The sequence below is a fragment of the Embleya sp. NPDC005971 genome, assembly GCF_040629175.1.
Classification (GTDB): domain Bacteria; phylum Actinomycetota; class Actinomycetes; order Streptomycetales; family Streptomycetaceae; genus Embleya.
Window position 1 is genome coordinate 66671 of record NZ_JBEXUX010000037.1, and the last position, 15205, is coordinate 81875.

Genomic DNA, 15205 nt, shown 5'->3' on the forward strand with positions numbered 1-15205 from the left:
CCGAACATGCTCATACTGGCAGGTCCCAGGTTTGCGCGAGATGCGAGTGGGAGCGTCTTTCGTGTCGGGCCGGCCGAGGCCAGGGTTTTGACGCAGCGAGTCACCCACGAGGAGCCGGCCTGCGTTTCGTCGCCGGCGATATCGTGCTTCGGAGCGTGTGCCTGGCTTCGGCCGCGTTCCAGTTCTCCTTCGCCGCCATGATGACCGTCTACCTGCTCTTCCTGCCGCGGGAACTGCACCTGCCGGGCATCGTCGTCGGGTTGGCGCTCGCGGCGGCGGGACCGGGTGCGCTCCTGGGCTCGCTGTCGGCCGCCCGCCTGCCGAGCCGGTTCGGCCATGGCGCGGTGCTCGTGGCCGCGGCGGCACTCGGCGACGGCGCGTTCCTGTGCGTGCCTGCGCCGCACGGCTCCTCTGCGGTGACGGTTCCCGCGCTCCTTGCGGCCGGCTTCGTGTTCGGGATGGGCGGACAGTTGGTGAATGTCACGGTCATGGCGGTGCGGCAGGCCGTCACTCCGGACGGGATGCAGGGCCGCGTGGCCGCGACGATCACGTTTGTCGGCATGGGGTTGGCCCCGCTCGGTTCCCTGGTCGGCGGATTCCTCACGGAGGAGTGGGGGCTGCGCACCAGCCTGTTGGTAACGGCCGCGGGCATGATGTCGTCCCCGGTGGTGATGGCTTCGTCCCCGCTCGCATGCCTGGGACGGGAACTGCCGACCTCGCACGACGTGCCGCCGACAGCCCGGGTCCGGGCAACTCCTGCGGCGTGACGTCACGATGTGATGCCTTCGTGTCACGCCTTCTCGGTGACAGCACAATCGCCGAGGAGGACGTCATGTCGCCAACACACAAGGACGAGGCTCCGGTCCTCGTCGACGCGCCGGTCGTCCAGGGCCGGTACGTCGACCTCGACCAGCGGATCGTCGACACCACGAAGCACGAGTTGGCCGACCGGCTCGTCACCTTTCTCGAAACGGGGATCCCGCCGGCGGGCCTGTTCGCGCCGGACGCGTTCTGCGACTTCACGCTGCCGCAGTGGCGCCTGCAGGCACGGGGAATCGACGACCTCGTCGCGCTGCGCAAGGCCGGGCACCCCGGCGCCGGTCGGGTGCCCCGGTCGCGGTTCGACGCCACGACGACGGGCTTCGTCCTGGAAGTCGAGGAACAGTGGGAGCAGGACGACGAATCCTGGTACTGCCGGGAGTTGTTCCGCGCCGACGTGATCGACGGGTCGATCTCGCAGCTCTCGGTGTACTGCACCGGCGACTGGGATCGAGCCCGCGTCGCGGAACACGCCAGGTCCGTACACCTGCACAAACCGTGACCGCGGGTCGGGCCGCAGTATGATCCGATCATGGAGTCTGCGGCCGACAAGGTCGCCGCCGCCCGGGCGGAACTGCTGGCGGCTTATTACGAGGCCCGCGACAACGGTGACGCCGAAGGTATGGCCGCGGCGGCGCTGAGACTGCCGTCGAGTCAGTACTTCGGCACAGATGCGGGTCAGGTGCCCGCCCTGATTCACGAGGCGTACACGGTCGCGGTCGGGCCGGCGAGCCGCTGCCGACTCGCCGCCGCGCTCGCGCGGGCGTGGGCCTACGGAGGCGAGGCCCGGCGAGCGGTGGCATTCGCCCGGGAAGCGGTCACGATCGCCGACCGCCTGGGTGACCCCGAGGTCGTCGCCGACGCCCTCGACGCCGCGCTGCTCGCAAACTGGGGGCCGGACGACTTCGCCGAACGGCCGGCCCTCTCGGCGCGTCTGGCCGACGTCGCGGCCCACCTCATCGATCCCGCACAGCGGCTGACCGCTCAGCTGTGGTGTCTGACCACCGCGTGGGAATGCCTGGACGTGGTCGCCGTACAGCGCCGGCTTCGGGCGCTCGACATCATCGCCGAGGAGTCGGGCTCGGCCCGCGCCGCCTTCTTCGCCGCGTCCCGCCGGGCCATGCACGCCCTTGTCACCGGCGACCTCGACACAGCCGATCGGCTCATCGCGATCACCCACGACCTGGGCGGCAAGGCCGCCGAGCCGGACCGGGAGGCGGTCGTGCACAGTCTCGTTGCCGCCCGGGCACGACAGATCGGTGACACCGCGACCCTGCGGAGCGAGGCCGCCGCGTTCGAGGCGTACGGTGCGGGCGAGGGGGTGCCCTCGGTGTCCGCCGAAGCCGCGGTGCTCTGGCTCGCCGCAGACGAACCCGACCGTGCGCGGCAGCTCTTGCACCGGCTCACCGGCGCCGGGCTGGGGACCGTGGCCCGCGATGTCGACTTCCTGCTCACCGTCACTTCGCTGGTCGAGGTCGCCGCCACGCTGCACAGCGACGCCATCGTGGCCGACGGTGTCCGCCTGCTGGAACCCTTTGCGGGCCGAGCGGTGCTCAACGCCGGTGCGGTGACCTTCCACGGCGTGGTCGACGACTACCTCCACCGCGCCGAACAAGCACTCGGCGGGCCCTCCGCGACGCGGTGGCGCGACAACGCGGCATCCGCCTACCGGCGAATCGGGGCCGCCTGGTGGCGGGACCGGCTGATCGCCCCCGCAGCGGCGATGCGGCCGGCCCCTCCCGTCACCGTGCACCTGCATCGGGACGGCACACTCGGCTGGGTCGTCGGCGCCGACGGCACGACGGTCGTGCTGCCGGACCTCAAGGGACTGTTCTACCTGCGTGAACTGCTCCGCAGCCCAGGCGTCGAGTCGAGCGTGCTCGACCTGTCCGCCGCGGCACCGGGTCATGCCGGCGTGGTCACCGAATCGGATACGGCCGAAGTGGTCGACAGACAGGCTCTGGCGGCCTACCACGACCGGCTGCGTGCCATCGACGTCGAACTGGACGAAGCCGAGTCGTGGACCGACCAGGCCGGACTCGACCGATTGCGGCTCGAACGCGAGGCCCTGCTCGCCGAGGTACGCACCGCCACCGGCCTCGGCGGTCGACGCCGACGCTTCTCCTCCGCGCACGAGCGAGCGAGAATCGCCGTGCGCAAGGCGATCGCGTCGACCCTCGACCGGATCGAGCTCCACGATGCCCCGCTCGCGCGGCTGCTGCGCGACACCATTCACACCGGAGCGTCCTGTCGCTACGACCCGGACCCCGCTCGGCCGGTGACCTGGCTGCTCGACAGCCCGACAACCGAAGAGTGATTCCCGACCGTGGCAGAGGCCCGGGTCGCCCGACCTTCGCTCGCCCGCGTGTGGTCAGGGCGCTTTCGGGCCGTCGACCGTGTGCGGTAGGTCCAGGCCGGCCAGTACGGCGTCGGCGCGATGGCGCCAGGTGTACCGGTCCAGGACCTGCCGTCGGGCCTCCGCGCCCAGGGCTCGGCGCAACCCCCGATCGGCGATCAACTCCCGTACGGCGTGCGCCCATGCGGCCGGGTCGTCGGGTGGTCGGATCAAGGAGTTGACCCGATCGGTCAACACCTCGTGCAGGACCGGGAGGTCGGACGCGACGATCGCCCGGCCGTAGGACATGTACTCGAACAGCTTCATCGGGGACGTCCATCGACCGGTCTCCGCGAGCCTGCCCGTCACGTACACCTTCTCCTCGTACGGCGCCAACACGACGTCGAAGAGCGGGTAGTAGCCGGGCAGCGCGGCCGGCGGCCGATGGCCGTGGAAGTACACGTTGCCCGGGGTGCCGGGCCGTTCCCAGCGCTCTCGGTCCTCGGGTGTGCCGCCGACCAGGTGGAAGTCCAGGTCCGGGAGTCGGTGGGCGAGGTCGAGGATCAGGCCGATGCCGCGGCCGTCGTAGAGGTGGCCCACGTAGCCGACCCGGGGCACGTCCCGGCGGCCGGGCAACCGCACGACCTCCGTGGGCGGTTGGGGCGGGTCGGCGCAATCGGGGCTGATCAGGATCGGAAGCGGAGCCGGGTCCGCGTACTTGGCCCGCAGGTCGCGGGCGAGCGCGTGGGTGATCACCACGACCCGGGCGAGCCGGGGCCGGGCGAGCAGGTGCCGTTCGGTTTCGGGCGGGGACAGGTCCTCGCGCAGTTGGTGGACCTCGTACACGAACGGTGCCAGATCCGCGGCGGCGGCGAGGCTGTAGGGATCCCGGCCGTAGATCAGGTCGGGGACGCCGTCCTCGACCAGCAGTTCGCGGACGCGTTCGGCGCGGTGCCGGTATCCCGCGGGGGTGTACTCGGGGACCGGCACGGTGTGGATCGGGAATCGATGCCTGACCCCGTAGTAGGCGTACACGTCGTCGACCGGATGGGTGCCGGGCGCGGCGTACAGGCGAATTTGGTGCCCGGCCGAGGCGAACGCGTCGCACATGCGCATGACATGGACGTTGTTGGCCCAGAGCGAGGGGATGCTGCCGCCGTGCAGGTAGGCGATGCGCATGTCCGATCGGCCCTTCGTCGAGGGGTGGGGCTCGGATGCGCGCGGAGACGGCGACGCCGGCTCATCATCACTCGTGATCACCCGAGTGCCAAGAGTGACGCGTGGGGGAGGGTGATAACCGGTCGGGGTCGAGCGAAGCGGGAAGGGGCGGTGTGGTCACGGGCGTACGACGGGTGCGGCCGGGTGATCACAGGCGTGCCAAGGGCGAGTGGGCGGTGTCCGTCCGATGGAGTAGGCGTGGCACGGGTCCCGGCACAACGTCCGGATCCGGGTGCCGCGGTGGTCTTCGCGAGGGTGGGGCTGATAGGCAGTGGCGCCGCATGCGTCGGCGCCGGCCGGTGCTGGTGGGCCGGATCGAACGACCTGTGGGAGGCGTATGTCCGACACGTTCGACGGCACCGGATCCTCCGATGATGCCGCCGATACCCGACCGCGCGTCGACGGCTATCCCGCCCGGGCGGGTGTGCGGGCCGGCGACACCCTCCGGCTGCATGTCTCGACCCGGGCCCGCAGGTTCCGAGCCGACTTCTACCGCTGCGGCGTGGGGCTGCGATACATGGGTCGGTTGGCGGGCGAGGGCCGCTTCGCGCCCGACGGTCGACCCGAAGGGGACTGGCGTTGGCCCGCGTACGACTTCCCCGTTCCCGGCGACTGGCCCTCGGGCGTGTACCTCGCCGTGCTCCACGCCGCGGCCGACACGCCGCCGTACCCCGCGTTCGATCGGGCCGAAACACTGGACGCGCGCCACGCGCGGATCCTGTTCGTGGTCACCCCGCGCGGCCCCACCAGGGCACGCATCCTGTACAAGGTCCCGCTGTTCACCTACCACGCCTACAACGAGAGCGGCGGTGGCAGCCTGTATCGATCGCGATTCGACGACGGCGTCGCACCGCCCGGCGGAACCAGGTCCGTCGGCCTGCGTCGGCCCGGCGGGGGAATCGGCGGCCCGGTCAAGGGGCACCCCGACGCGCACGACCCGCGCACCCCGCGTCAGACGTTCGCACACTGGGACGCCCCGTTCATCGCGTGGCTCGAAGGCGCCGGCTTCGCGGTCGACTACTGCACCGACCTCGACCTGCACGAGTCGTACCGACCCCTGGACGGATACCGCCTGTTGTTGTCCGTCGGCCACGACGAGTACTGGAGCGCCGCCACCCGCCGACACGTCACCGCCTTTCGCGACCGAGGCGGCAACATCGCCTTCTTCGGCGCCAACACCTGCTGGTGGCGGGTCACGGTCGGCGCCGGCGGCAGCGTCCTGCACTGCGCCAAGTACCCGCCGGGCGTCCCCGTGCACGCCGACGTGGACGGGCTGCGCCAAGTCCCCGGCCACTGGTGGGAGATCGCACCGGAGAACACCCTCACGGGCGTCAGCTACCGCAACGCGGGCGGCCACTGGAGCGGGCGCCGGACCGGCCTGGGCCTGACCGTTCGCCACGCCGACCACCCGCTGTTCGCCGGCACCGGACTGCGCGACGGCGACGTTCTCGGCGCCGAACACGCCCTGGTCGGCTACGAATGCGACGGAGCCGCGCTGAGTCGGGGCCCGGACGGCACGCTCGCGCCGACGGGGGAGGACCGGAGTCCGGCGGGGTTCACGATCCTGGGCGTCGCCGAACTCCCCACCGACCCGAACTCCGGTTGGTACCACCCGATTCGCGAGCGGGAGAGCGGAATCCGAGCCGCGACCATGGGTCTGTACACACACGGCGGCACGGTCTTCACCGCCGCCACGACCGACTGGGCGCGGGTCCTGCCCTTGGACGAACGGGTGCGCACCGTGACGCGCAACGTGGTGACGCTGCTGTCGGCCCGGTGATTTCGAGAAACGACGTCGTGACGCCCGCCCACTCGTTCGCGCCGCCGCCCGCGCGGTTGTGCCGCGCCGCGCGGGAGGGCGGTCCGACGTTTCCGGCCAATTTTCCGGCGGTTCGATCGAGCGAGCGGGCCGGATACCGCGTTGACGGGGTTCGGCTCCGGTACTACCGGCCCCGGGTCCGACCGGCGAACTCGCTGCTGGGCGTACTTTCCCGGGTTCGGCCTTCTCGGCTCGGCCCGATGCACGCAAGGCGGATTCCGGCTGAACCGACTCCGCTCACCACGGAACGCGACACCTTCACGACTTCTTGTATTCGCCGCCGTCGGGACCCAGCATGACGATCCCGGCCTTTGCCGCCGACGGCGGGGAGCCGGCAACCGAAGGGAGTCCGATATGCAGGACGACATCGAACTGATCTCGGAAGAGGAACTGCCGGAACTGGCCCTGATGATCGACGTGCCGAGCTGAGGCGGACCGACCGACACGCGGCGGATCGGCGATCGCCGGTCCGCCGCTCCCGCACCGGGATCACGGGAAGGCAGTCACGATGCGCGTGGAACCAGATGCCGGGCAAAGCGTGAGAGAACGCGCGGCGTTGGCGCGGATGACCTGCTCCGTCCTGGCCCGAGCCGACCTCGTGGCGACCCCTCACGAGGCGACCCACCCCGCCGTCGTCGAGACCGCCCACCTCGCCCAGCGCGTGCTGCACAAGGACCCACCGGACGCGCAGCGCCTCGCCGCCCTCGGCCGGCTGCTCGATCACGCCAGAGCCGACATCGCCGATCCACCCGCCGAACTCCCCTGGCCGGTCGACCTGGTCGCCCCGCGCGCACATCTGGACCGCAGCGTCGCCCGGGCCCTGAAGGCGATCCCGAAGCCGAAAGGGCACGAAGACGGGGACGGCGCGGAACCCGCACGCACCTCGACCACGGTCGCCTGGCGCGCGCAGGACACCGAGACATGGCACGCGACGACCGTGCTCCTTGCCGCCGCCTGGCCCGAAGCGAACGCCGAACTCCGAGAAATCCTGGTCCAGATCGCCCTGTTGCACGGGGCGGCCATCGACGGATTCACCGACTTCTCGGTACACGGCGCGGTGTTCGTGCGCCGCGACCGCCTGGAGCCGGGCGCCGACGGCCTGCCGGGCCCGGTCCGATTGGCCGAAGCGCTCGTGCACGAGGGAACGCACACCCGCTGCAACGCGGCGTCGGTCGCCGACGAGCCCTTCCTGCGTCCGGCCGAGGGCGACGGCCCGCTGGTGGCCACCCCGCTGCGCGCCGACCCGCGACCGCTCACCGGCCTGTTCCAGCAGGCGGTGGTGCTGGCCAGGAGCGTGCTGCTGTACCGACGCGTCCTGGACACCGGCACCGGCGTGGGCGGGAACGCGGGCACCGGTGCGGGCGGCACGCGCGCCACGGCCGCGATCCGGGCCCGCCTGGAGCAACTGGAGCGATCCGCGACCCAGGCCGCGGGCACCCTGGTCGAGCATCGGCACGCGCTGACCGATCACGGCCTCGCCGTGCTGGACCAGGTCGCCCCGGTCGTCGAGGCGACTCGGGTGCGTGGGTGATGCCCGAGTCGGCGTGGGATCCCCAGGTGTTCAGCCCCTACGATAGCGACCCCGACACGGTGTTCGCGCGGATCGCGGCGCGCTCGCCGCACTTCGACGCCGTCGACGCCTCCGGCGGCCGACCGATCCTGGTCGGCAGCGCGGCGGGGCACGACCGCGAGCGCGTCGCCGCGAGCGCGCGCGGCGAACTCCTGGAACGCGTCGGCAACATCCTGGCCGGCCGCGCCGCCGAAGCGGACGCGAGCATGATCGGGACGTACGCGGAACTGTGTCGCAAGGGTGTCCCGGCGCTCGACCCGGCCGGCGACGACCCGGCACCAGCGCGGCCGCCGCACACCGCACCGACCGCCCGGGAGACCCGGCGACTCTGGGTCCGGGGACACCGGTTCGACAGCGGCGAGGAAACCTACCTGCCCGCCGATGCCGTCTTCCTGCACCACCGGCCGCCGACCGGCTGCGACCCGGGGCCGCGTGCGGGCTCGACCGGGGTCGCCTCGCATCCCGACCCGGCGTCGGCCGCCGAACACGCCGCCTGGGAAGTGCTCGAACGCGACCTGGTGCGGCGTAGCTGGTACGGCCTCGACCCACCACCCGTGCGGCTCCTTCCGGCCGGACCGCCGGAGCCCCTGGCGAAGCTGCTGCCCGAACTCGGCGTGCTCGCCACCACCCTCGACCTCGCAGCCCCCGACGGCGCCCGCTGCGTGGTCGTCTGCCTGCACGCCCCCGATGGCACCCGCCAGTCCTTCGGCGCCCGCTGCGGCCCCGAGGCGGATCTGCCGACGCTGATCGAGAAGGCGGCCTACGAGGCCCTGATGGTGCGCTGGAGCATGGACACGGCGGTGGCCCGGGCCACCTGGGAACGGTGGCGGGGCGGCAGCCCTCCGGAAACGGCCGTGCAACACGCCCTGTGGGCCTATCACGTACAGGACAGCCTGAGTTCATGGACCACGCGGTCGACGCGGCAGAACGTGCCGCCCTTTGAGGCGGGACTGTTCGAGGAGGGCACGGCACATCCACCGGGCTCGACGCCGCCCGTCGTGCCCTCCGGCCTCGACGCCCTGTCCGCGCACACGGGCCGCGAGATCGTCCTCGTGGACACCACCGCGGGCCCGGCCCGCGCGCTCGGCGCGACGGTGATCCGGGTCGTCGCCCCCGGGGCCGCCGGGCTTCCCGCCGGGCCGGACGACGCGCACCGGCACACACCGACGACCCCACGCGGACCCCACCCCTTCGGTTGACCGACCGAGCGCAACGACCGAAAGCGGACCCGGAACACCGCCCCGGCCCCGGATCGGATCGGCGGCCGGACCACCCGAACGCCGAAGTGCCCCGGCAGCGGGGCCGTCACGCGTTGAGGAGCCAATGTGCCAAGGACCCACACCACCACGCGCCGAACCACATCCATACACCCCGCCACGCCCGCCACCCCCCGCGAGTCACCCGCGCACCCGTACTATGCCGACGCTCACGCGGCCGACTACGACCGCTGGTTCGGCAAACCGGGAATCACCGACGCCACCGTGGACACCCTCGCCGCGCTCGCCGGCCCCGGCCCCGTGCTGGAACTGGGCGTAGGCACCGGCCGCATCGCACTGCCCCTGGCCGCACGCGGCATCCGCGTCCACGGCGTCGACGCCTCGGAGCCGATGATCCGCCGGCTGCGCGGCAAACCCGGCGGCGAGGACATCCCCATCACCGTCGGCGACTTCGCCACCGTCCCGGTCCCCGGCACCTTCTCGCTGATCTACCTCGCCGGCGGAACCTTCTTCGAACTCCCCGACGGCACCGCCCGACAACGCTGCCTCACCGCCGCCGCGACCCACCTCGAACCGGGCGGCCTCCTCGTCTTCGACGCGCACCTCCCGGAAGCCCTGGCGGTCGCCGCAGCCTCCGGCATCCCCGAAGTCGTCGCCGAAACCGACGAACACCTCATCCTGTGCCACCGCCGGATCGACCCTGCCACCCAGACCTACCGATCCCACTACCTCATCCACGAAGCCGACCGCACCCGGCACCTGCGCGTCTCGTTCCACTACGCGTCGCCCGGCGAACTCGACCTGACGGCCCGGCAATCCGGCCTGCGCCTCAAACACCGCCGGGGCACCTGGTCCGGCGACCCCTTCACACAAGCCAGCACCTACCACGTCTCCGCCTACGAACGGGACACCGAGGAGACGCCGTGACGGAGCCCGGCACCGACCCCCGAAACACGAGCACAGGTCAACAAACCCAACCCTTCACCCCGAACCCGAACCCGAACCCGAACCCGAGTCCGACCTCGAACCGACCGTCCATCGAACCCGGGCCACCCACCTGCGCGTTCCCGTTCCCGCACCAAGACGGCCTCGGCCCCATCCCCGAGTTCGCCGCGCTGCGCCGCGACAACCCCTGCGCCCGCATCCGACTGCCCAGCGGCGACCCCGCGTGGCTGGTCACCCGCTACGCGGACGTACGCACCGTCCTGGGCGACCCCCGCTTCAGCCGCACCCGCGCCACCCGCAGCCCGGGCCCCAGGATGGCCGCCGTCCCCACCCTGCCGGACTCGATCCTGGCCGCCGACCCGCCGGAGCACACCCGGCTGCGCAAACTCGTCGCCGCCGCCTTCACCGCCCGCCGCGCCGAGGCGATGCGCCACGACATCGCCCGCCTGGTCGCCGACCTCCTCGACGCCCTCACCGACCACGGCCCCCCGGCCGACCTCGTCCCACTCCTGTGCCGCCCCCTGCCTCTCGCCGTCATCTGCGACCTGCTCGGCACCCCACGCGAGCACGGCGACCGCCTCGACACCTGGTGCGACGCGCTGCGCAGCCTCACCGCGATACCCGACACCGCCGTCACCGACGCGGTCACCGAGATGACCGGCTACATGACCACCCTGATCGCGGCCAAACGCAACCACCCGGCCGACGACATGCTCAGCGCCCTGATCGCCGCACGCGACCACGAGGAGCGCCTCACCGAGGACGAACTGATCTCCTTCTGCGTCGTCCTCCTGGCCGGCGGCTACGGCACCACCGCCGACCGCCTGGCCGGCCTGATCCACCTCCTCCTCGACACCCCGACCCACTACCGCCGGCTGCGCGACCGGCCGGAAATGGTGCCCACGGCCGTCGAGGAACTCCTGCGCTACGCCCAGACCAACGTCCAGGCCAACCTGCGCGTGGCCACCGAACCCATGACCCTCGCCGGCGTCCGCATCGCCGAAGGTGAAGCCGTGATGGCCGTCAACTCCGCGGCCAACCACGACGATTCCGTGTTCCCCGACCCCGAGGACCTGGACCTGACCCGAACTCCCAACCCCCACCTCGCCTTCGGCCACGGTGTCCATCACTGCGTCGGCGCCCAGTTGGCCAGGGCACAACTCCAGGAAGCCGTCACCGCCCTGCTCCACCGTTTCCCGACACTGCGTCAAGCCGGCTCACCCACCTGGAAATCCGGCCTCAAAACCAGAGCCCCCCGCACACTCCCGATCACCTGGTAGCCCGATGCCCGAGCCCAACGCCGAGCCCAACGCCGAATCCGACGCCGAATCCGACGCCGACCCCGAGAGCAACGCCGAACAACCGCCGCCGGCCCGCCCCCGCGTAGACCTCTCGCGATGCATCGCCTCAGGCATCTGCACCGCCACGGCCCCGAACCACTTCACGCGATCCCCGGATGGCAAAGCCCAGCCCCACCCCGACGCGCCTCCGTGGAACACCGAAGCGCAAGACGCCGCATCACTTTGCCCCATGGAAGCGATCCACCTCCCGCCACGATCCGGATCGCATACCCCCGAATGAAAGGGCCGCGACCCGCGACATCCAGCCGGCGCGGGGCCTCGGTGGAACCGCCGTCCGATACCTCCGCCGTATACGGATCCGGCGGGTATCGGATCGGGTTCGTCGTAAGCCGGTGAACGACACCTTGCGCACGTCCGGGTGGCGGACGAGGTGCGCGCCGACCGTCTCGCCGGGACCGGTGATCACATGGAACGCACCGGCCGGGAGCCCGGCATCACGCAGGATCGCGGCCAACTCCAGCGCCGCGATGGGCGTCTTCTCGTCGACCTTGAGCACCACGCTGTTGCCGGCCGCGAGCGCCGGTGGCCTGCGACGGACGCAGCGGGAAACCGCACTCGCGGGCACCGATCCCGGTGAACTCCTCCATGCGCGCGCCGATCACGCCGATCACCCGGTCCAGGACCGCCGTCCGAGCCGCTGACGGCGCTGCCGGCGACCCGCCTGCGGCACGCACGGCGCAGGACGGCGCCGACGTCGACGCCCGGGGGAGAGTTGTTGCCGCTTGGAGTCGCCGCGCGCCATGGGTGCCCCGTTCGCCTGTGCTCGGGGTCCAGGAGTTCGGTGGCGCTCGGGCGCGCCACCGAACTCTTCGACGCCGTGGTCGGCGATCCGCGAGGCAGTGGATGTGAGGAGGACGGCTTCGAGACCCCACAGGTCACCCGGTTGGCGAGGGCCTGGTGCGCGGAGTGGCGGCTGGGCAGGCTAGTTTGCTCGGGTGAGTCTCCTTGATGATGTGGCCGAGCGCGACGGCTGGCGATGCTGGGTGTGCGACGAACCGGTCGACCCCGACAAGTCGGTGAACGACCCGCAGGGGCCCAGTGTCGACAGTCGGACCACCGACCGGAAGGCCAAGGTCGCCGAGCGGCTCGCGCACCGCGGGTGCAATTCCCGCAAGGGTGCGGTCAAGGTGGTCATCGCCTGGCCGGACCGTCCGTACGTGGTCGAACCCGCCCCGCTGATCGCCGTTGCCGCGCGACTGGAGCGCAAGGGGGGTCGCGAGATGGTGGGCCGTTGTCCGACCCGGCAGGACGCCCAAGCGGCGGCGGATTGGCTGGTGGACCGGTTCTCCCGATTGGCACCGGGGCTGCCGGTGACCGCCGACATCGAGGCGGGTGGCGGCCAGTTCCTCGTCATCCTGTCCACCGGCCGTCGCTGAGCGGGGATCGGCGGCGCACTCGTGCCGCAGGGCGCCGAGCCCTCGTCGTCGCTCACGTGCAGCCTTGACGCTTTGCATGATGACTCCGGCCGGCGAAAGGTCGACCGTCCGGTCGACCCGCCGGGGGGCGCGCTCGTCGATTCGCCCGCCCGATCCACGCCGTCGCCGCCCGCCTGAGCTTCACCGTTCCCGCGCGACGCTGCGGCCCGCGCCTCACAGTCGGACTGCGACATCAACCGACCGACGACGGTTGTCTGTTCCGGCCGTGTGGGCGGCGACGCGGGACGCCTCGTGTGCGGCGGGGGCAACACGGCGGCACCGTTTTACGACGGTGCCGCCGCTCGCGTCGGGCGTGATCAGCGCGAGGTCCTCCGGCGGGCGTAGACGAGGGATCCGAAGCCGATGGCGACCGATCCGGCTGCGGCGCCGGCCAGGATCAGCCCGGGCTGCGATCCGCTCCCGCCGGTCCGGGCGAGTTCGGGGTTCACCGGTGCCGGGGCCTGTTCCGGCGCCGCGGACTCGGACTCGGGCACCGGTGCCGCAGCGGGCTTCGACGGGGTGAGTGAGGCCGGTTCCGTGCGGGGCTTCGACGAGGCTGCGGTGGGAGTCCCCGAGGCGGGCCGGGTGTGCGCGTCGTGTCCGCCGCCCGCCGCCGCAGTGGCGGGGGAGGACTTGCCGGTGGGGGCGGGGACGGAACTGCCACTGCCGTCGAAGACCACGTCCGAGCAGGAGTAGAACGCCTCGCCGCTGTCGGAGCGTTGCCAGACGATGTAGATCAGGTGACGGCCGGACCGCGCCGGCAAGCGGCCCTGGACCACGTAGGAGCCGTTTTCGAGCGAGGGATCGGTCGCCGTCACGAACGGCGCCGCCTCCAGGTCGGACCAGCGAAGGGGCTTGGTGACGTCGAAGCCGTTCTTGGTGATGTAGTACTCGAACGTGCCCTTGTGGGGCGCGGTGGCCTTGTAGCGGAACGTGTACGACCCCCCGGAGGGCAGGTTGGCCGTCGGCCAGTCGGCGCGCGGGAGATCGAGACCGGCGTACTGGGGGTTGTTCGCGCTGCACAGTTTGCCGTCGGGAATGATCTGCCGATGCCTGCCTGCGGCATCGGCGATGTTGACCGCGTTCGGGTCGTAGAACGGGGCGGGGTCGTCGCCCACCGCAGCCTTGGCGGCGCGGCACGCCGGGAGTCGGAAGTTCTCCGGATTCTCGCCCCCCTGGGTCGAACACAACTGGATACGACTCGGAGGATTCAGCGACGTGCCATGCGCGAACGCCGTTCCCGTGCCTATTCCGGAGAGAACGAGCGCGAGCGTGAACGGAAACGCTGCCAGAATTTGCACCGGATGCTTCTTCACCGACGGTTGTCCTTCGTTCGTGTGGGGTACGGGGGCTGCATTGGAACCTAACGTCAACGAGGAAGCCGAAGAAGGGATTACGAAGGAATCGGTCCGATCCAGAGCAGCGTTTATGTGGGAGATGAGTCGTACTTAAGGGAGGCGCGGTCGTGGACATGCCGGGTCCGCTGGTGGGGTGCGGCGGCCACCCTCGGTGTCATTTGCTTCGCCATTCGTGATGCACACCTGAGCACGGATATTTTCGACGGATGTGTGGGGATCTCTCTCGGTGTCCCCAGCCGGCGGAATTCCCGCGTCAGCCGTCAGCCGTCAGCCGTCGGCCATCAGCCATCAGCCGTGCGCCGAGGGTGCGGTGGGCGCGCCCGACCCGGCGGCGGCTCGGTCGGGTCAGGTCGGTGCCTGGAGCTTCACCCCCACACCGCGCACGGTGTGCACGTAGCGTGGTTGCCGGGCCGTTTCGCCGAGCTTGCGTCGCAACCAGGACAGATGCACGTCGATGGTCTGGTCGTCGCCCTGGGCGTGGCCCCATACCTGCGCGAGGATGTCACGGCGGGTCACCACCGCGCCCACCTGGGATGCGAGGCACGCCAACAGGTCGAACTCGCGCCGGGTCAGGTCCACGGTCCTACCGTCGAACTCCACCTCACGGCGCAGGACATCGACGCGCAACGCACCGCAGACGAATACGTCGCGGGCGTCGCGGCGTCTGTCGTAGCGTCTCATCACCGCCGACATCCGTGCCCGGAGGTGCTCTCCCGAGAACGGTTTCGTCACATAGTCGTCGGCGCCGGCGTTGAGCAACCGAATGATTTCCGCCTCGTCGGCACGACCGGTCGCGACGATGACCGGGACGTCGGATATGCCGCGCAACATCTTCAGTGCCTCACCACCGTCGAGATCCGGCAATCCCAGGTCGAGAATGACCACGTCGAAGGATTGCCGGGCGATTTCACGCAGAGCGTCCAGGGCGGTTCCCACGCTGCGAACTCCATGAGCTTCCTGCGTGATGAATCGAATCAGAGCGGAACGTACAAAATGATCGTCTTCAACCAAGAGCACCTGAGCCATGACCCGAGACCATAGTGCCTCGGCGTCGCCATGGAGATCGGGAATCGAAACCCTGCGGGAAATCAAGGCCGGAAAGGAGGCGGAGGGAAAGCGAAATAAGCGGCCGGTTTCTGCTACCGGCC

13 protein-coding genes and 1 pseudogene are annotated in these 15205 nt (G+C 71.1%); 10 read left to right on the forward strand and 4 right to left on the reverse strand.

All coding sequences use genetic code 11. The features are described 5' to 3' along the window. Nucleotides 1-116: 116 nt before the first annotated feature. From ABZ374_RS28895 to ABZ374_RS28905, 3 genes and pseudogenes are all read left to right on the forward strand, one after another. Nucleotides 117-767: pseudogene (locus tag ABZ374_RS28895) on the forward strand (MFS transporter); the annotation flags it as partial. A 65-nt stretch (nucleotides 768-832) separates the two neighbouring features. Beyond that, nucleotides 833-1321, forward strand: coding sequence for a hypothetical protein (locus tag ABZ374_RS28900; protein ID WP_360316216.1), 489 nt, complete (start codon nucleotides 833-835; stop codon nucleotides 1319-1321). A 30-nt stretch (nucleotides 1322-1351) separates the two neighbouring features. Next, nucleotides 1352-3136 (forward strand): hypothetical protein, encoded by a 1785-nt coding sequence (locus ABZ374_RS28905; protein ID WP_360316218.1) that lies wholly within the window; start codon nucleotides 1352-1354, stop codon nucleotides 3134-3136. Between the two features lie 54 nt (nucleotides 3137-3190). Here ABZ374_RS28905 and ABZ374_RS28910 read toward each other — a convergent pair whose 3' ends face one another. Next, a complete protein-coding gene (locus tag ABZ374_RS28910; protein WP_360316221.1) occupies nucleotides 3191-4333 on the reverse strand; it encodes a glycosyltransferase family 4 protein in 1143 nt (380 codons plus the stop codon). 376 nt (nucleotides 4334-4709) lie between these two features. On the opposite strand from ABZ374_RS28910, the gene ABZ374_RS28915 reads away from it, so the two are divergent. From ABZ374_RS28915 to ABZ374_RS28940, 6 genes are all read left to right on the forward strand, one after another. Next, on the forward strand, nucleotides 4710-6152 hold the full coding sequence (locus ABZ374_RS28915) for a N,N-dimethylformamidase beta subunit family domain-containing protein (RefSeq protein ID WP_360316224.1): 1443 nt from the start codon (nucleotides 4710-4712) through the stop codon (nucleotides 6150-6152). A gap of 547 nt (nucleotides 6153-6699) precedes the next feature. Beyond that, nucleotides 6700-7722: an HEXXH motif-containing putative peptide modification protein gene (locus ABZ374_RS28920; protein WP_360316227.1), complete on the forward strand. Its 1023-nt coding sequence runs from the start codon at nucleotides 6700-6702 to the stop codon at nucleotides 7720-7722. Nucleotides 7723-7748: 26 nt separating this feature from the next. Further along, nucleotides 7749-8960, forward strand: coding sequence for a YcaO-like family protein (locus tag ABZ374_RS28925; RefSeq protein ID WP_360316230.1), 1212 nt, complete (start codon nucleotides 7749-7751; stop codon nucleotides 8958-8960). Between the two features lie 126 nt (nucleotides 8961-9086). Beyond that, nucleotides 9087-9905 carry a class I SAM-dependent methyltransferase gene (locus ABZ374_RS28930; RefSeq protein ID WP_360316233.1) on the forward strand — a complete coding sequence of 273 codons (819 nt, stop codon included), beginning with the start codon at nucleotides 9087-9089 and terminating at the stop codon, nucleotides 9903-9905. Further along, a complete protein-coding gene (locus ABZ374_RS28935; protein WP_360316236.1) occupies nucleotides 9902-11203 on the forward strand; it encodes a cytochrome P450 in 1302 nt (433 codons plus the stop codon). Before ABZ374_RS28930 ends, ABZ374_RS28935 begins: the two co-directional genes overlap by 4 nt. Nucleotides 11204-11207: 4 nt before the next feature. Then, a complete protein-coding gene (locus ABZ374_RS28940) occupies nucleotides 11208-11504 on the forward strand; it encodes a ferredoxin (RefSeq protein ID WP_360316239.1) in 297 nt (98 codons plus the stop codon). Here the strand turns inward: ABZ374_RS28940 and ABZ374_RS28945 are convergent. After that, a complete protein-coding gene (locus tag ABZ374_RS28945) occupies nucleotides 11442-11783 on the reverse strand; it encodes an aldehyde dehydrogenase family protein (protein WP_360316242.1) in 342 nt (113 codons plus the stop codon). The genes ABZ374_RS28940 and ABZ374_RS28945 overlap by 63 nt on opposite strands. A gap of 436 nt (nucleotides 11784-12219) precedes the next feature. Here ABZ374_RS28945 and ABZ374_RS28950 point away from each other — a divergent pair, with 436 nt between their 5' ends. Continuing rightward, nucleotides 12220-12660: a hypothetical protein gene (locus tag ABZ374_RS28950; RefSeq protein WP_360316245.1), complete on the forward strand. Its 441-nt coding sequence runs from the start codon at nucleotides 12220-12222 to the stop codon at nucleotides 12658-12660. A gap of 356 nt (nucleotides 12661-13016) precedes the next feature. On the opposite strand, the gene ABZ374_RS28955 is transcribed toward ABZ374_RS28950, so the two are convergent. Both ABZ374_RS28955 and ABZ374_RS28960 read right to left on the reverse strand, forming a co-directional pair. Beyond that, the gene (locus ABZ374_RS28955) at nucleotides 13017-14000 is read right to left on the reverse strand and encodes a lytic polysaccharide monooxygenase (RefSeq protein WP_360316248.1); all 984 of its coding nucleotides are present in this window, start codon (nucleotides 13998-14000) and stop codon (nucleotides 13017-13019) included. A gap of 402 nt (nucleotides 14001-14402) precedes the next feature. Continuing rightward, entirely contained in the window at nucleotides 14403-15083 is a 681-nt protein-coding gene (locus ABZ374_RS28960; protein ID WP_360316251.1) for a response regulator transcription factor, read from the reverse strand. Nucleotides 15084-15205: the final 122 nt, after the last annotated feature.

Excerpts from the sequence above, each read along its gene's own strand:
- ABZ374_RS28960 (WP_360316251.1), bottom strand. The coding sequence starts at position 15,083 with ATGGCTCAGGTGCTCTTGGTTGAAGACGATCATTTTGTACGTTCCGCT.
- ABZ374_RS28920 (WP_360316227.1), top strand. The coding sequence starts at position 6,700 with ATGCGCGTGGAACCAGATGCCGGGCAAAGCGTGAGAGAACGCGCGGCG.
- ABZ374_RS28940 (WP_360316239.1), top strand. The coding sequence starts at position 11,208 with ATGCCCGAGCCCAACGCCGAGCCCAACGCCGAATCCGACGCCGAATCC.
- ABZ374_RS28905 (WP_360316218.1), top strand. The coding sequence starts at position 1,352 with ATGGAGTCTGCGGCCGACAAGGTCGCCGCCGCCCGGGCGGAACTGCTG.
- ABZ374_RS28915 (WP_360316224.1), top strand. The coding sequence starts at position 4,710 with ATGTCCGACACGTTCGACGGCACCGGATCCTCCGATGATGCCGCCGAT.
- ABZ374_RS28910 (WP_360316221.1), bottom strand. The coding sequence starts at position 4,333 with ATGCGCATCGCCTACCTGCACGGCGGCAGCATCCCCTCGCTCTGGGCC.
- ABZ374_RS28900 (WP_360316216.1), top strand. The coding sequence starts at position 833 with ATGTCGCCAACACACAAGGACGAGGCTCCGGTCCTCGTCGACGCGCCG.